The sequence below is a fragment of the Pseudoxanthomonas koreensis genome (genome assembly GCF_041890415.1).
Lineage (GTDB): Bacteria > Pseudomonadota > Gammaproteobacteria > Xanthomonadales > Xanthomonadaceae > Pseudoxanthomonas > Pseudoxanthomonas koreensis_A.
The window spans coordinates 628,276-643,992 of record NZ_CP169056.1 but is presented as its reverse complement, the minus strand read 5'-3'; the positions used below and the strand labels follow the sequence as shown (position 1 = coordinate 643,992).

The following is a 15,717-nucleotide window of genomic DNA, read 5'->3' as shown; positions in this document are numbered from 1 at the left end:
ACATGGCCGTGACACCGCCCACTCCACCACGTAGCACGCATGAACACCCGCGCCGACCAGATCCGCCACGCCCTGTCCGCCCTGCAGCCGAGCCACCTGGAGGTGATCGACGAGAGCCACATGCACAGCCGTGGCCAGCAGACGCACTACAAGGCGGTCATCGTCAGCGCCGCGTTCGAGGGCCGACGCACGCTGCAGCGCCACCAGGCCGCCTACGCGGCGATGGGCGGGCTGATGCAGCAGATCCATGCGCTGGGCCTGCACACCTACACGCCGGCGGAGTGGGACGCGGGTGCCGCGGTGCCCGACTCGCCGCATTGCCGCGGCGGCAGCAAGCACGATCCGGCCGGCGGCCCCTCCCGGTAAGGCGCAGGCCACCCACCGGCAGCGCAAACGCGGAAGGGGCCACGTGGGCCCCTTCGCGTCATGCATGCCGCCGGTGGATGTACGCCGGCGAACGATCCGGCGGGCCTACAGCGCCTTGGCCGCCTCGACCACCTTGGCGGTGGTGATGCCGAAGTACTCGTACAGTTCGCCCGCCGGGGCCGAGGCACCGAAGCGGTCCAGGCCGATCACCGCGCCATCCAGGCCCACGTACTTGTGCCAGAAGCCGGTCACGCCCGCTTCCACCGCCACGCGCCTGCGCACGGAACGAGGCAGCACCGACTCGCGGTAGTCCGCATCCTGGCGATCGAACACGTCGGTCGACGGCATCGACACCACGCGCGTCTTCAGGCCGGCCGCGTCCAGTTCCTTCTTGGCTTCCACCGCCAGCGAGACTTCCGAACCGGTGCCGATCAGGATCACGTCCGGGGTGCCGCCTTCGGCGTCGGCCAGCACGTAGCCGCCGCGCTCGATCAGCGCGACCTGGTCGCCGGTACGCGCCTGGTGCGGCAGGTTCTGGCGGCTGAACACCAGCACGCTGGGCCCGTCCTTGCGCACGATCGCGGCCTTCCACGCCGCCGCCGACTCGACCGCGTCGCACGGACGCCACACGTCGTTGTTGGGGATGTAACGCAGCGCGGACAGGTGCTCGACCGGCTGGTGGGTGGGGCCATCCTCGCCCAGGCCGATGGAGTCGTGGGTATAGACGTGGATCACGTGCGCCGGGATCAGCGCACTCATGCGCAGCGCATTGCGGGCGTAGTCGCTGAACACCAGGAAGGTGGCGTCGAACGGCAGGAAGCCGCCATGCAGGGCGATGCCGTTGGCGATGGCGCTCATGCCGAACTCGCGCACGCCGTAGTGCACGTAGTTGGCGTCCGGGCCGACCTCGGTGACCGACTTGCTGGCCTTCCACTGGGTCAGGTTGGACGGGGCCAGGTCGGCCGAACCGCCGATCAGTTCCGGCAGCAGCGGGGCGAAGGCGGTGATGGCGTTCTGCGAGGCCTTGCGCGAGGCCACGGTCGGGCCTTCGGCCTGGACCTGGGCGATGTAGGCATCGGCGCTGGCGACGAAATCGGCCGGCAGCTCGCCGCGCGAGCGGCGGACCAGCTCGGCAGCCTGCTCCGGGTACTGCTTGGCGTACTTGTCGAACAACTGTTCCCACTCGGCCTGGCGCAGGGTGCCGGCACCATTGGCGCGCCAGCCGCCGTAGATCTCCTGCGGGATCTCGAACGGGGCATGCGGCCAGTCCAGCGCCTTGCGGGCGCCTTCGATCTCGTCCTTGCCCAGCGGGGCACCGTGCGAGTCTTCCTTGCCGGCCTTGTTCGGCGCGCCGAAACCAATCGTGGTCTTGCAGCAGATCAGGCTGGGGCGGTCATCCACCGCTAGCGCCGCCTCGATGCCGGCCTTGATCGACTCCGGATCATGGCCGTCCACGTCGCGCACCACGTGCCAGCCATAGGCCTCGAAGCGCGCGGGGGTGTCGTCGGTGAACCAGTCGTGCACCTCGCCGTCGATGGAGATGCCGTTGTCGTCCCAGAACGCGGTCAGCTTGCCCAGGCGCCAGGTGCCGGCCAGCGAGGCCACTTCGTGGGAGACGCCCTCCATCAGGCAGCCGTCACCCATGAACACCCAGGTGCGGTGGTCCACGATCTCCAGCTCCGGCCGGTTGAAGCGCTGCGCCAGCAGCTTCTCGGCCAGGGCGAAGCCGACCGCATTGGCCAGGCCCTGCCCCAGCGGGCCGGTGGTGGTCTCGATGCCGGGAGTCTCGTAGCGCTCCGGGTGGCCGGCGGTCTTGCTGTGCAGCTGGCGGAAGCGCCTGAGCTCATCCATCGGCAGGTCGTAGCCGGCAAGGTGCAGGAGCGCGTAATGCAGCATCGAGCCATGGCCGTTGGACAGCACGAAGCGGTCGCGGTTGAACCAGTCCGGGTTGGACGGGTTGTGGCGCAGGTAGTCGTTCCACAGCACTTCGGCGATGTCGGCCATGCCCATCGGCATGCCCGGATGACCGGACTTGGCGGCTTCGACCGCATCGGCGGCGAGGAAACGGATGGCGTTGGCGAGCTGTCGTCGGGTGGGCTTCGTCATATCGGGTCGGCGTGGTCTTCAGGGCACCCGCGGCGCTGCGGGCCGCCCATTGTCCCATTCCTTGTCCACTCCTGTCCTGCCACCGGGGTCGAAAAGCTGCATCCGGGTGGCGACGGGGGGAAATCCCGCCCGCTCCACGGATGCCGGCGGTGAAGGTTGGGATTGAAACGTCCGCGGGAATGGCCGCCCGGTCACGCCTCCATCGGCTCGCCGCGCGACACGATGGTGGCCAGTGCCAGGTCGCCGGTGACGTTGAGCGTGGTCCTGCACATGTCCAGGAAGTGGTTCACGCCCAGGATCAGGCCGATGCCGATCGGATCCACCCCCACCATCGCGCAGATCAGCGCCACCACCGGCAGCGAGCCCGAGGGCACGCCGGCGGTGCCGATGCCGCCGAGGATGCACACCAGCATCACCATGAACTGCTGGGCCAGGCTCAGTTCCACGCCGAAGAACTGGGCCAGGAAGATCACCGTGACGCCCTCGAACAGGGCCGTGCCGTTCTGGTTGGCGGTGGCGCCCACGGTGAGCACGAAGCGCGAAACCTTGTGCGGCAGGCCCATGCGGTCGGCCACCTGCAGCGCGGTGGGCAGGGTGGCGTTGCTGGAGGCGGTGGAAAAAGCCATCACCGCCGCCTCCTGGATGTCGCGGAAGAACGCCAGCGGCGAACGCCCGGCCAGGCGCACCACGATGGAATAGGTCACGAACATGTGCAGCGCCAGCGCCAACACCACCACGCCGACGTAGGCACCCAGCCGCAGCAGCAGGTCGAAACCGAAGATGGCGGCCAGGTTGAACATGAAGCAGAACACCGCGTATGGCGCCAGCCGGATCACCAGGCCGATCAGCGTCATCGAGATCTCGAACAGGCCCTCGATCCCGTGCTTGAGCGTGGCCACCTTGTCATCGGGCGTCAGCACCATGCCCACGCCGAACATCACCGCGAAGAACATCAGCGCCAGGATCGAGGCGTTTTCCGATGCGGCATGGACAACGTTGCTGGGCACGATCGACAGCAGCATGTCCATGCCGCGCGGCTGGGTCTCCACGCTGGCCACGATCTCGCGGCTGCGCTCCACGTTCTGCGCCAGCAGGTCGCGCGCAAGCGCCGGGTCCACGCCCGCACCCGGCTCCAGCACGTTCACCAGCACCAGCCCCAGCAGCACCGCCAGCCCGGACAGCACCACCGTGTAGGCCAGGGTGCGCCAGCCGATCCTGCCCAGCGCGCGGATGTCGCCCATCTCGGCGATACCCATCACCAGCGCCGAGAACAGCAGCGGCACGATCAGCATGAAGATCAGGTTGAGGAACAAGCGCGAGGCCGGCGTGGTCACGTAAGCGGTGAGTGCCTGCACCCAGCCTGCATCGGCGGCGGTGACGTGCACCACCAGGCCCAGCAACAGGCCCAGGGCAAACCCCAGCGCCATCTTCCACGGCATCGGCCAGGGGCGGCGTGCGGTTGCGTGCATGCGGATCTTCCGGGGTAAAGCAGGCCGGGCAGCTTAGCAAAGCCGGTTCAGTGGCCCGGCCGCCGGGGCGGATACAGCGGCGCCAGCGGTGGCGCCGGCTGGCTGCCCGCCGACGCCCACGCGGGACCTTGCCGGAATGCCGTGCGCAGCTCCGCACGCGCCGTGGCGGGGTCGCCCGCGCCCGCCCACAGTGCGCGGCGCATGTCTTCCAGCGCTGCACGCTGGCGCGGATCCGACAGCCGCACGATCACCTGGTCCAGCCCCGAGGCCGGGGGCACGGCCATCCGCTCCAGCGTCCGCACCGCCTCGTCGAAGCTGCCGGTGTCCAGCACGCGCCGCAGGTCGGTGGCGACCGGACGTGCGGGCACGGCCGCGCGCGCCCCGGGGGCAGCGGTGCGGGCGGCGCGCGGGTCCGGCCCGGACCGCCGCCAGCGCAGCCACACCGCCCAGGCAAGGGTGGCAAACCACAGCACCGCCAGCACCAGCGCCAGTGCGCGCCACCACCGCGAAACGGATGCAGGCGAGTCGATGGCGCCAATCGCATCGCCCGCGGCGGCGGGAGCCGTTGCCGGGTGACCGGCGTCAGGGCCGTGGATCACCGCACTGGCTCCGGCATCCGCTGGTTCGGCCTCCAATTCCAGGTCGGGCAGGCGTGCCTGGCGGGCGCGCCCGGCGACCACGTCCCACCATTCCATGGCCACGCCGGGCACATCCAGCGCACCAGGCCGCAGCGGCACCACCGAGAAGCGCCGGACCACCGACACGTGGGGTCGCCCGTCGACGAAGCGCTCGCTGGCCTGGGCACGCTCGGCAAACACCTGCGCGCCGGGCACCGACGGTGCCGGGATGTCGGGGAACTGCGCCCCGGTCGCGCCCTGCGCCTGCGCCTCGACCACGATTTCCACCGCCTCGCCCACCCGCGCACGCGAAGGTGCGCTGCGGTAGCGCAGCTCCAGCCCGTGCAATGGCAGCCACGGCTGCGGCGCCGCGGGTGGCTGCGCGCGCACCTGCAGCACGGCGCCCTGGCTGTGCGCCGACACGCTGCGCTCGGTGCCGAACAGGTCATTGAAGAAGTTGCCCGAACTGCGTCCGCGGAAGCGGGCCGGAGGCAGGCGCAACTCGCCGCTGCGCTCGGGCACCAGCAGGTAGCGGCGCTCGACCACGTGGTAGCGGCGCTCGCCCACCTGGCGGCTGCTCTGCACGTCCTCGCCCACCCGCTGCAGCGAGGCACCCTCCGGCGCATCCTGCGACAGCTCGCCCGACAGCAGCGGCGTAGCGTAGTGCAGGCGCACGCTCACCCCCACGCTCTGCTGCACGTAGGGCGACAGATCGTCCACCGAAGTTTCCAGGAACACGTCGCCGCGCGCCGGCACCTGCGCGGCCATGTGCGGCATGGCCGCCAACGCAGCCATGGGCAGCAGCAGGCACAGCAGTGCCAGCGCGTGCGTGGTGCGGCGTGGATTCATCGTCCCTCCCGCTGGCGGCGTTCGTGTTCGAGCAGGAACTTGGCGCGCAGCAGGCCGCCCGGGTCATCCGGCACGCGGCGCAACCAGGCCTCATGCGCCTGCACGCGCTCACGCTGCTGCGCATCCTGGGGCTCGGCTGGCTCCCCTGCAGGCGGCTGCGCCGGCGTTGCGCGTTCCAGCGCCGCCTGCATGCGTTCGCGCTGCGCGCGATCAGCCTGTTCCTGGCGCTCACGCGCATCCGCATCCCCGGCCTCGGCCTCGGGCGCACCTTGGCCAGGCGGCGGCGAGGGCGCGCCTGCGGACGTGTCCGGTGGCGTGCCACCACCCTGCGCTGACGCGGGCGGCTGCTCCCCCTGGCCGGGAGCACCCTGGCCCTGCGGCCGGCTGTCCGCGGGCGGCTGTCCGCCTCCGCGTCCATCGCCCTCTCCAGCGGACTGCCGGCGCTTGCGTGCAGCCTCGACCACGCGCCGGTTCGCAATCGCATCCTCCATCCCGGGCGCCTGCACCAGGGCATCGTCATAGGCTTCGATTGCCGCGTCGTAGTGGCCCTGCCGGGCCAGGGCATTGCCCAGGTTGTAGGCGGCCTCGGCGCCACGGGCGCCGGCCGCATCGAAGGCGTGCCGGGCCGCTTCAAAGTCGCCCTGGCGATATGCCTCCACGCCCTGCTCCAGCATCCGCTGCGCGCGCTGGTCGGCGCGCAGCCACCACTGGCCCTCAGGTCCGGCGGCATGTCCCTGCACCGGCAACGCCAGCAGCACGGCCAGCGGCACCGCCGCAAGCACGCCGGCACCGCGCCGGAACGCCAGCGCCGCCAGCAACAGCAACGGCAGCAGCAGCCAATAGCCCTGGTCGACCCAGACCCGCTCGCCGGTCGCGCCCGTCCGCGCCCGGGTTGCGCCGGGTTGCAGCACATCCAGTGCATGCAGGTCCGCCTGGTCCACGCTCAGGGCGGCGTAATGCCCACCACCGGCGGCGGCCAGCGCACGCAGCGATGCGGCATCAAGGTGGGTGCGGCGCATGGCACCGCCACGATCGCGGTAGACCGCGCCAGCGGCGGTGCCCAGGCCAAGCACGGACACCGTATAGCCCTGGGCAGCCAGTGCCGCGGCAATCGGCGGCGAGGCGGCATCGGCCTGGGAAGCGATCAGCAGGATGGTGCCACGCTCGTATCCGGCCTGGCGCAGCAGCGATGCCGCGTGGGTCAGTGCGCGTTCGGAGCGTTGCCCGTCCACCGGCATCACCGCCGGTTCCAGTGCATCCAGGAACAGCGCCAGGTTGGCCGCATCGGCGGTCAACGGAGCGACGGTGTAGGCATCCTCCGCCCAGGCCACCAGGCCGACCTCGCCACCGCTGCGCGCGCGCAGCAGTTCGGCCAGCTTGGCCCGCGCCTGCACCAGGCGCGAGGGCGGCAGGTCCGGCGTGGTCATCGCTTCAGACAGCTCCAGCGCGATCACCAGCGGCGCATGGGCCTGCCAGCGCGGCTGCGCCTGCTGGCGCCAGCCGGGGCCGGACAGCGCAAGCACCGCCAGCGCGAATGCGAGTGCGACGCCGGCCATGCGCCAGCCGGCATGGCCACGCGCATGTTCGACCAGGTGCGGCAGCAGGTGCGGATCGACCACGTCGCACCAGTTGCGCTGGCGACCGCGCCGCCACAGCAGCCACAGCAGCGGCAACGCCAGCAGCGCCCACAGCCACGCCGGGCGCTGGAGGTGCGGCAACAGCCACAAGCCACTCATGCGCCGCGCCTGCCCAGCGGCCAGGCCGCCAGTCCCAGCAGCAACGCTGCGCCCAGCGGCCAGTGGTAGCGCTCGAGCCGCGGCCGCACCGGCTCGGCGGAAATCTCGATCGGCTCCAGCCGGTCCAGCTCGGCATAGATGCCGGCCAGCTCGGCCGTATCGCGCGCGTGGAAGAAACGGCCACCGGTCATCTGCGCCACCTGGCGCAGCGTATGTTCGTCCACCTGCTCGCCACCCTGCGCAAACGGCACCGGGATGTCGAACAGGGTCATGCTGGCGCCGGCGCCACCGAACGCGATGGCATGGACGCGCACGCCCTCGTCCCGGGCCAGTTCAGCGGCCTTGAGCGGATCGAGCACGCCGGCGGTATTGACCCCGTCGGTCAGCAGCACCAGCACGCGCTGACCTTGCGGCTGCTCACGCAGGCGCTTGACCGCCAGGCCGATGGCATCGCCCAGCGCGGTCTCGCGCCCGGCCAGTCCGGCCACGCTGTCGCGCAACTGGCTGCGCACCGAGGCCCGGTCCAGGGTGAGCGGCGCGAGCATGTAGGCACGCTGGCCAAACACCAGCAAGCCGACACGGTCGCCTGCACGGCGCTCCAGGAAATCTGCGATCACCGCCTTTGCTGCGGTGAGGCGATCCACGACCTGCCCTCCGAGGTGCATGTCGGTCTCGTTCATGCTGCCGGACAGGTCCACCGCCAGCAGCATCTGCCGGGCCTGCGCCGGTGGCGCGTGCGCCTGCCCCCACTGCTGCGGCCGTGCCGTGGCCGCGCACAGCAGCAACCAGGCCAGCGCCGGCAACCACCATGCACCGTGCAGCCGCGGACGCGGCATCGCGCGATGCCCCTGGTCCAGGCGCCGCACCCAGGGAACGCGCAGCGCCGGGGTGCTGCCACGCCGCGGCGGCAGGATCCAGCGCACCAGTACCGGCAGCGGCAACAGCAACCAGGCCCACGGCCAGGCGAAGCCGGAAAATCCCTGCTGCCAGGCGCCAAGCCAGGCAGGCAATGCGTCCATCATCGCCCGGCCTCCATCAGCTGCAGGAACCGCGCCCGCGCCAGTTCTCGCGCCGCTTCCACGGCGTCGGGCGGTACCTGCGGGCGGAATCCGCCTTCCAGCAGCAGGTGCCCGGCACCGGCGCTGAAGTCGGTCCCGGCATTGCCATCGAGGAAGTGCAGCCATGCCTCGCCCCGCAGCAGTTCGGCACCCGGCCTGTGGTGGCGTGCGGCGCGGCGCAGCAACGCGGACATCTGCGCGATTGCCTGCGCCGGATCAGCCGCCGCGGTGCACTCATCGAACAAGCGCAGCCAGCGGCGGCGACGCGCGCGCCGCCACTGCCGCCATGCCGCGACCAGGGCCACCACCGCCAGCAACGCTGCGGCCAGCCACCACCATCCGGGTGCCGGTGGCCACCAGCCGGGCGGATCGGGCAGGTGCACATCCCGCAGCGGCAGCCGGGCTGGATCCATGCGCGATCAGTCCTGTGCCGCCATGGGCAAGGCCGCCGGTTTGCCTGGCCGGTTCCCTTCCCATGCCCATGGCCCGTGCTGCACCGGCGCGTCGCTGGACAGTGCGCGCACGCGCCAGCCCATGCCCGGCAGCGCCTGCTCCAGGGCCCGCAGCGGGGCCGCGAATACCGCATCCCAATGCTGGCGTACATCGTGGCGGTCCAGCTCCAGCAGCACCCGGCGATGGCCATCGGCAAAGGCCAGGGGGCGCGGCGGCGGTGCCATTTCCAGTGGATCGTGCAGCAACACCAGCTCGGCCTCGCGGTGTCGCGCCAGCGCGCGCCAGCGCTGTGCAGGGACCTGTGCGGCCGCATGCGGATCTGCCAGCACCACCAGCCGCGTGCCGGGGCGCAGCAGGTGCTGGGCGTGTTCCAGTGCCACGCCCAGGCCGGCATCGGCCACTGGCGGCTGCGAGTACCAGCGCACCAGCGCATCGAGCACCCGCAACGCGCCGCGGGTCCCTCCCGCCGGCGCGATCGCAGGCTCGCCAGCGCGCAGCGCGGCCAGCCGGTCACCTGCGGCAACCGCCGACCATGCGACCACCGCGCCTGCGCGCGCAGCCTGCACCGACTTGAATCGCGTGCGGGTACCGAAGTACAGCGCCGGCGCGGTATCGGCGACCAGCAGGGTCAAGCGTTCGCGCTCGGCCTGGAACAGCTTGGTATGTGCACGCCCGCTGCGCGCGGTCAGGCGCCAGTCCATGTGGCGCACATCATCGCCGGCGACGTACTCGCGCGATTCGGCATATTCCATGCCGCGGCCAAGCAGGCTGGACGTCGCCGGGCCATGCAGGCCATGGCGTCCCCGCCGTGGATGCCCCGTGCGCGGCGCATGCCTGCGCAGGGCCACAAGTTCGGCCAGGCCGGGTACCACGCCGGCGGTACCCGCGTCATCGCCATGCGCGTCACCGCGGTCGTTCACGGCGGCGGTACCCGCTCCAGCAACGCCTGCACCAGGCGTTCGCCATCCCAGCCCTCGGCCTGCGCCTCGTAGCTGGGCAGCACCCGGTGGCGCAGGACGTCGGGCGCCACTGCGCGCACGTCCTCGGGGGTAGCGTAGTCGCGCCCTGCAAGCCAGGCACGGGCGCGCGCGCAGCGCTCCAGCGCAATCGTGCCGCGCGGACTGGCGCCCCAGGCGATGCGGCGTTCCAGGGCCGGGTCGTAACGGCCTGCGTCGCGCGAGGCCAGTACCAGTTCGATGAGGTAGCGCTCCAGCGATGGCGCCACGTGCAGCGCCAGCACCTGCTCGCGAGCGGCGAACACCTGCGCCTGCGACATGCGCAGCGCAGCCACCGGCGCTTGCGAGGGCTGCCTGGCACGCTCGCGCGCCAGGCGCAGGATCTCGGTCTCCATCTCCGCATCGGGGTAGCCGATGCGCAGGTACATCAGGAAACGGTCCAGCTGCGCCTCGGGCAATGGATACGTGCCTTCCTGCTCGATCGGATTCTGGGTCGCCATCACCAGGAACAGCCGCGGCAGCGGATAGGTGTGGCGGCCCACCGTGACCTGGCGCTCGCCCATGGCCTCCAGCAGCGCCGACTGCACCTTGGCCGGGGCGCGGTTGATCTCGTCGGCCAGCAGCAAGGGGTGGAACACCGGGCCGGGCTGGAACTCGAAGCTGCCCTCCTGCGGCCGCCAGACCTCGGTGCCGGTCAGGTCGGCCGGGAGCAGGTCGGGGGTGAACTGGACCCGGGCGAAATCCGCCTCCAGGTGCGCGGCCAGGGTGCGGATGGCGGTGGTCTTGGCCAGGCCCGGGGCCCCTTCCACCAGCAGGTGGCCGTCGGCCAGCAGGGCAATCAGCAGTCGCTCGACCAGCTCGGCCTGGCCGACGATGGTGCTGGACAGGCTGTCGCGCAGGCGGACAAAGGCAGCGTGCAGGTCAGGGGTGGCGTCGGCGGAATGGGTGTCCATGCCCCGATTCTGACCCATCCGGCATCGGCCCGGTTCACGACCCTGAAAAAACGACGGGGCCCTTTGGGCCCCGTCGCTTGATTCCGGTTGCCGCGCCGGCTTAGTGGCGCTTCTCGACCCGCATCACCTTCGGGGTCAGGAACACCAGCAGCTCGGCCTTCTGCTTGGTGCGGCCCTTCTTCTTGAACAGGGCGCCCAGGAACGGCACGTCACCCAGGAACGGCACCTTGGAGACGCTGTTGGCGTCGGTGAACTCGTACACGCCACCGATCACCACCGTCTGCCCATCCTCGACCAGGACCGCGGTGTTGACCTCGCGCTTGGCGATCTCGGGCACCTGGCCGATGCTGGTATCCAGGTAGCGCAGCACTTCGTCCTTCTTCACGTTGACGTCCAGGAACACCCGGTTGTCGTCGGTGATGGTCGGGGTGACCTTCAGCTCCAGCAGCACGTCCTTGAACTGCACGTTCGGGGTCGCCACCGCGCCCACGCCGCCGGTCATGGTCACGTAGCCCACCTCGCGACCCTGGCGGATCACCGCCTCACGCTGGTTGGAGGTGACCACGCGCGGGTTGGAGATGACTTCGCCGCGCTGCTCTTCCTGCATGGCGCTCAGCTCGATGTCCAGCAGGTAGCCGGCATTGAGGATCGACAGCGCCAGGCTGCCCGCATTGGACAGCGAGCTGGGCAGGTCGACGTTGAGCCCGCGAAGGATGGACGAATTGGCCAGCACCGGCGGCGGCGGCACCGGCGAGCCGGATGCGATGGCCTCGCTGCGCTCGATCGACCAGTCACGCATCGCGTTGGCGTTGGCCGTGGCGGTGGTCACGTCGGCGGTGCGGTTGGTGCTGTTCGCGTTGAGGTTGCCGCTGAAGTAGGCATTGTCGCGGTTGCCGCTGATGCCGAAGCGCGCGCCCAGTTCGCGGGCGAAGTTGTCGGTGGCGATGACGATGCGGCCCTCGATCAGCACCTGGTCAACCGGGCGGTCGATCACGCCGATCAGCTCGCGCATCTGCGCGACCTTCTTCGGGATGTCGCTGATCATCAGGGTGTTGGTGCGCTCGTCGGCCACGATGCGACCGCGGGGCGACAGGAAACCATTCTCGTTCTGGTCGCTGCCACCGCCACCACCGCCGCCACCGCTGCTGTTGCCGATGCCCTTGGCCTCGGTCAGCGCCTTGAAGATGGCGGCGGCCGAGTGGTAGTTCACCTGGATGTAGTCGGTGATCAGGTCGACGCGGTTCTCGAGGTCGATGCGCGCATCTTCCTTGGCCTTCTCGAACGCGGCCAGTTCCGGCTGCGGGGCCACCCACACCACGTTGCCGTCACGACGCTTGTCCAGGCCCTTGGCGCGCAGCACGATGTCCAGCGCCTGGTCCCAGGGCACGTTCACCAGGCGCAGGGTCACGTTGCCCTGCACGGTGTCGGACGCCACGATGTTGAGGTTGGATTCCTCGGCGATCAACTGCAGCACGGTGCGCACCGGCACGTCCTGGAAGTTGAAGGTCACCGGCCGGCCCGAGTAGGGCCGGGCAGCCAGGTTGGCCCGGGCGCTGGCGATGGTGCCGGCGTTGACCGCGCCCACCGCTGCTTCGGCACGCTGGGTCACCTCGACCACGTACTCGTTGCCGGACTGGTAGGCCAGCGATTCGACCGCACCGCGGGTGCTCAGCACCAGCTGGGTGCCCCCGGCGTACGGCCGGGCGTCGATGCGCTGCACCGGCGTGGCGAAATCGGCCACGTCCAGCGGGCGCTGCAGCTCGGCCGGCAGGGTGGCATCGGCCACGTCCACCACCACGCTGCCATCCTGGCTGCGCAGGTCCGGAGCCACGCCGTCACCCTCGAAGTGCAGGATCAGGCGGCCGGCGCCGGCGTCACCGCGCTTGAAGTCGATGCGCGAGACGCTGGCCTTGGCGGGTGCGGGCGCCGCCGTGGCTTGCACGTCGGGCGTCGCGGTGGTGGTAGCGGCCATGCTGCTGGCAGCCACCGAGTACAGGGCGAACGCGAGCCCCAGGCCGCAGGCCCGGAAGATCGCCGGGCGCCTTGGCGTGCGCAGGCTCTGGGCAGTGGAAAAGGTCATCGTGTGTCCCCTAATCATTGATCTTCGAGCGCGATGGAAGCCGGACGTTCCAGCCACCCACCCGCGCCATCCGGCACCAGTTCAACCAGCTCAACCCTGTCCTCGTGCACCGAGGTCACCCTGCCGTCGCTTTGCCCCAGGTAGGCGCCAGGGCGGATGCGGTGGGTCACCCGGTCAGGGGCCATTACCAGCGCCACCAGCCCGCCGCCCGCGCCGATCGTGCCGACCATGTCCAGGCTGTCCAGCGGGTACTGCTCGAGCGGCTCCTTGCGGCGATTGGGATCGGGCCGCAGCCCGGTACCACCGCCATTGGGACTGCTCCAGGCATCGCTGAATGGATCGCGGACATCCTGGGCGGCGTACTCGAAGGTCTCGAACTGCTGCATCACCGGCAGCGGGTCCAGGGGCGGTGCGGGACGGGCGCGGACGTCGGCCACCCACTTCTCGAGGTTCGGCGCATCACCGGGCGTGCTGGTGACACCGCGTCCGCACGCGCCCAGGGCGAGCATCATCGCCACGGCGCCGACGACACGCAGCCAGCCGTGGTCAGGTCGCATGTTCATTGCGCTCCCCCCTGCACGGCCTGCTCTGCTGCCATCTCCTCCATCTCCGTCTCATCCAGGTAGCGGTAGGTCTTCACCGTGCCCGACAGCTCCAGCGAGCCGGCGCGGCTGATGCCCTGGCCTTTTTCCTTGGGCTGCAGCTGGATGTCGTGCATGGTCAGGATGACCACGCGCGGCAGCGAGGCCACGCCGCTGACGAAGGCGCCGAACTGGTGGTAGTTGCCCACCATGCGCAGTGCGATCGGCTTCTCGGCGTAGAACTCCTTGGGCGTCTCCGGACCGGGCTGGAACAGCTCGTTGGTCAAGCCACTGGACAACGCGGTCTGGGAGATGTCGATGATCAGGTCCGGCATTTCGGTGCGGCTGGGCAGCTGGCGCAGCATCTGCTGCAGCACCTGCTCCATCTGCGCCAGTTGCTGGCGCAGCGGCTCGAGGTTGGCGGCCTTGCCCTGCTCCACCTCGAAGGTGGTGCGCAGCTGGGCCTCCTTGCTCTCCAGGCCCTGCAGTTCCTCGCTCTTGCCGCGGATCACCAGCAGGTAGGCCATCACCAGGATGAAGATGGCCACCAGGACGCAGAACCCCACCTTGGCCTGCTGCGGCCAGCCGCCGATGTTGTTGAAATCAAGATCGCTGACCTTGAACTTCTTCTTCTGGCTCATGACGCCGGGCTCCCCTGGGTCGTGGCCGGCTCGGAAGCCGGTGCCGGCTCCTGCGGCGCGTCATCGGCGGGCGCTGTTTCAGTGGCCGGGGCCGTCTCGGATCCAGCCGGTGCGGCGGCAGGGCCCTCTTCCGCGGCCACCGCCTCCTGGGCTGCGGCCAGGGCCGCGGCCTGCGCATCCGGATCGGTGATCGGGTTGCCGTCCTCGTCGGTGGTCGGGTTGGCCAGGCGCACCTTGAGGGTGAAGTCGTACGGCAGGGTGCGGCCGCTCGACGCCGTCTTGTCGTCCTTGCGCGCCTCGATGATCGACAGGTCAGGCTTGGTCATCCAGCCCGAACCCTCGAGGTTGCGCATGTAGCTGCTGACCCGGGCGTTGGACTGGGCACTGCCCTGCAGGGTGAGGACTTCGCCTTCCTGCTTGAGCGAGGTCAGGATCACGCCATCCGGGATGGTGCGCACCAGCGAATCGAACAGGTGGACCATCTGCGAGCGGTTGGCCTGCAGTTCCTCGATCACCTTCTTGCGCGCCAGCAGCCGGTCCTTCTTGGCGTCCAGCTCCTTGATTTCCTCGTTCTGCTTCTGGACCTGGGCAATCTGGTCTTCGAGGAAGCTGTTGCGCTCGTGCTGGCCGCTGATCTGCCGGTCGTAGTGGAACCAGACCAGGAATGACAGCAGCAGGCCGCCAAGGGCGGCCAATCCCAGCATGCTCTGGAACTCGCGCTGGCGCTGCTTGCGGCGCTCGGCGCGCCACGGCAATAGGTTGATCCGGGCCATCAGTCAAAGCTCCTCAGGGCCAGGCCGGTGGCGATCATCAGCGCCGGCGCATCCTGGGCCAGGGCATGGGCCTGCACGCGCGGACCGAGGGTCATCTGCGCCAGCGGGTTGGCCACCAGGGTGGGCACGCCCAGTTGCTCCTCGACCATCTCGGGCAGGCCGACGATGGCCGCGCAGCCGCCGGCCAGGACGATCTGGTCGACCCGGTTGAACTCGCTGCCGGCGTAGAAGAACTGCAGCAGGCGGCTGATCTGCTGGACGGTGGCTTCCTTGAACGGCTCCAGCACCTCGACCTCGTAGGCCTCCGGCAGGCCGCCCTGGCGCTTGGCCTGGCCGGCTTCCTCGTAGGTCAGGCCGTAGCGGCGCATGACCTCGTCGGTCAGCTGCTTGCCGCCGAACACCTGCTCGCGGCTGTAGAGGCTGCGGCCGTCGCGCAGCACGTTGAGGGTGGTCATGGTGGCGCCGATGTCGACCAGCGCGACCACGCCCTCGCGGCCCACCGACAGGCCATCGGCGATCAGGGCGAAGGCGTTCTCAACCGCGAACGCTTCCACATCCATCACCTTGGCCGTCAGCCCGCCAAGCTCCAGTGCCGACTGGCGCAGCTCGACGTTCTCCGAACGCGAGGCAGCCAGCAGCACCTGGACCATTTCCGGGTTGTTGGGCATGGGCCCGAGCACCTCGAAGTCGAGGTTCACTTCCTCGATCGGGTACGGGATGTAGTTGACCGCCTCGAGTTCGACCTGGGCTTCCATGTCGCCCTCGTCCAGGTCGGAAGGCATCGGGATGATCTTGGTGATCACCGCCGAACCGGCCACCGCCGCGGCGGCATGCTTGATCCGGGTGCCGGACCGGGTGGCGGCGCGGCGAATGGCCTCACCCACCGCCTCGACCTCGACGATGTTCTTCTCGACCACCGCATTGGGTGGCAATGGCTCGACCGCGTAGTGCTCCACGCGATAACGGTTGCCGCTGCGCGACAGCTGCAGCAGCTTGACCGCAGTCGAACTGATGTCGACGCCGATCAGCGGCGACTGGCTTTTCGGGATGAGCCCCACGGTTTCTCCCCTGCCGACGGG

At 70.1% G+C, this 15,717-nt stretch carries 14 protein-coding genes; 1 reads left to right on the top strand and 13 read right to left on the bottom strand.

The features are described from left to right. Positions 1 to 39: 39 nt before the first annotated feature. The gene (locus ACEJ41_RS02940; protein ID WP_374013307.1) at positions 40 to 366 is read left to right on the top strand and encodes a BolA family protein; all 327 of its coding nucleotides are present in this window, start codon (positions 40 to 42) and stop codon (positions 364 to 366) included. 105 nt (positions 367 to 471) lie between these two features. Here ACEJ41_RS02940 and tkt read toward each other — a convergent pair whose 3' ends face one another. From tkt to ACEJ41_RS02875, 13 genes are all read right to left on the bottom strand, one after another. Beyond that, positions 472 to 2,472, bottom strand: coding sequence for a transketolase (tkt, locus tag ACEJ41_RS02935; RefSeq protein ID WP_374013306.1), 2,001 nt, complete (start codon positions 2,470 to 2,472; stop codon positions 472 to 474). A 191-nt stretch (positions 2,473 to 2,663) separates the two neighbouring features. Further along, entirely contained in the window at positions 2,664 to 3,941 is a 1,278-nt protein-coding gene (locus tag ACEJ41_RS02930; RefSeq protein WP_374013305.1) for a dicarboxylate/amino acid:cation symporter, read from the bottom strand. Between the two features lie 47 nt (positions 3,942 to 3,988). Beyond that, on the bottom strand, positions 3,989 to 5,407 hold the full coding sequence (locus ACEJ41_RS02925) for a protein BatD (protein WP_374013304.1): 1,419 nt from the start codon (positions 5,405 to 5,407) through the stop codon (positions 3,989 to 3,991). Continuing rightward, entirely contained in the window at positions 5,404 to 7,143 is a 1,740-nt protein-coding gene (locus ACEJ41_RS02920; RefSeq protein ID WP_374013303.1) for a VWA domain-containing protein, read from the bottom strand. Before ACEJ41_RS02920 ends, ACEJ41_RS02925 begins: the two co-directional genes overlap by 4 nt. Then, entirely contained in the window at positions 7,140 to 8,162 is a 1,023-nt protein-coding gene (locus ACEJ41_RS02915) for a VWA domain-containing protein (protein WP_374014050.1), read from the bottom strand. The genes ACEJ41_RS02920 and ACEJ41_RS02915 overlap by 4 nt, the downstream gene beginning before the upstream one ends. Next, positions 8,162 to 8,614 carry a DUF4381 family protein gene (locus ACEJ41_RS02910; RefSeq protein WP_374013302.1) on the bottom strand — a complete coding sequence of 151 codons (453 nt, stop codon included), beginning with the start codon at positions 8,612 to 8,614 and terminating at the stop codon, positions 8,162 to 8,164. Before ACEJ41_RS02910 ends, ACEJ41_RS02915 begins: the two co-directional genes overlap by 1 nt. Positions 8,615 to 8,620: 6 nt before the next feature. Then, a complete protein-coding gene (locus tag ACEJ41_RS02905) occupies positions 8,621 to 9,574 on the bottom strand; it encodes a DUF58 domain-containing protein (protein ID WP_374013301.1) in 954 nt (317 codons plus the stop codon). Continuing rightward, positions 9,571 to 10,563, bottom strand: coding sequence for an AAA family ATPase (locus ACEJ41_RS02900; RefSeq protein ID WP_374013300.1), 993 nt, complete (start codon positions 10,561 to 10,563; stop codon positions 9,571 to 9,573). Before ACEJ41_RS02900 ends, ACEJ41_RS02905 begins: the two co-directional genes overlap by 4 nt. A 100-nt stretch (positions 10,564 to 10,663) precedes the next feature. Next, complete coding sequence (locus ACEJ41_RS02895) at positions 10,664 to 12,643, bottom strand: type IV pilus secretin PilQ (protein ID WP_374013299.1); 1,980 nt, start codon at positions 12,641 to 12,643, stop codon at positions 10,664 to 10,666. A 14-nt stretch (positions 12,644 to 12,657) separates the two neighbouring features. Beyond that, a complete protein-coding gene (locus tag ACEJ41_RS02890) occupies positions 12,658 to 13,155 on the bottom strand; it encodes a pilus assembly protein PilP (protein WP_374014049.1) in 498 nt (165 codons plus the stop codon). A 47-nt stretch (positions 13,156 to 13,202) separates the two neighbouring features. Then, the gene (locus tag ACEJ41_RS02885) at positions 13,203 to 13,865 is read right to left on the bottom strand and encodes a type 4a pilus biogenesis protein PilO (RefSeq protein WP_374013298.1); all 663 of its coding nucleotides are present in this window, start codon (positions 13,863 to 13,865) and stop codon (positions 13,203 to 13,205) included. Next, positions 13,862 to 14,638: a PilN domain-containing protein gene (locus ACEJ41_RS02880; protein ID WP_374013297.1), complete on the bottom strand. Its 777-nt coding sequence runs from the start codon at positions 14,636 to 14,638 to the stop codon at positions 13,862 to 13,864. Before ACEJ41_RS02880 ends, ACEJ41_RS02885 begins: the two co-directional genes overlap by 4 nt. Beyond that, a complete protein-coding gene (locus tag ACEJ41_RS02875; RefSeq protein WP_374013296.1) occupies positions 14,638 to 15,696 on the bottom strand; it encodes a pilus assembly protein PilM in 1,059 nt (352 codons plus the stop codon). Before ACEJ41_RS02875 ends, ACEJ41_RS02880 begins: the two co-directional genes overlap by 1 nt. Positions 15,697 to 15,717: the final 21 nt, after the last annotated feature.

Bases quoted from the DNA above. Each gene is read 5' to 3' on its own strand.
- ACEJ41_RS02940 (WP_374013307.1), top strand. From the start codon at position 40: ATGAACACCCGCGCCGACCAGATCCGCCACGCCCTGTCCGCCCTGCAG.
- tkt (WP_374013306.1), bottom strand. From the start codon at position 2,472: ATGACGAAGCCCACCCGACGACAGCTCGCCAACGCCATCCGTTTCCTC.
- ACEJ41_RS02930 (WP_374013305.1), bottom strand. From the start codon at position 3,941: ATGCACGCAACCGCACGCCGCCCCTGGCCGATGCCGTGGAAGATGGCG.
- ACEJ41_RS02925 (WP_374013304.1), bottom strand. From the start codon at position 5,407: ATGAATCCACGCCGCACCACGCACGCGCTGGCACTGCTGTGCCTGCTG.
- ACEJ41_RS02920 (WP_374013303.1), bottom strand. From the start codon at position 7,143: ATGAGTGGCTTGTGGCTGTTGCCGCACCTCCAGCGCCCGGCGTGGCTG.
- ACEJ41_RS02915 (WP_374014050.1), bottom strand. From the start codon at position 8,162: ATGGACGCATTGCCTGCCTGGCTTGGCGCCTGGCAGCAGGGATTTTCC.
- ACEJ41_RS02910 (WP_374013302.1), bottom strand. From the start codon at position 8,614: ATGGATCCAGCCCGGCTGCCGCTGCGGGATGTGCACCTGCCCGATCCG.
- ACEJ41_RS02900 (WP_374013300.1), bottom strand. From the start codon at position 10,563: ATGGACACCCATTCCGCCGACGCCACCCCTGACCTGCACGCTGCCTTT.
- ACEJ41_RS02895 (WP_374013299.1), bottom strand. From the start codon at position 12,643: ATGACCTTTTCCACTGCCCAGAGCCTGCGCACGCCAAGGCGCCCGGCG.
- ACEJ41_RS02890 (WP_374014049.1), bottom strand. From the start codon at position 13,155: ATGATGCTCGCCCTGGGCGCGTGCGGACGCGGTGTCACCAGCACGCCC.
- ACEJ41_RS02885 (WP_374013298.1), bottom strand. From the start codon at position 13,865: ATGAGCCAGAAGAAGAAGTTCAAGGTCAGCGATCTTGATTTCAACAAC.
- ACEJ41_RS02880 (WP_374013297.1), bottom strand. From the start codon at position 14,638: ATGGCCCGGATCAACCTATTGCCGTGGCGCGCCGAGCGCCGCAAGCAG.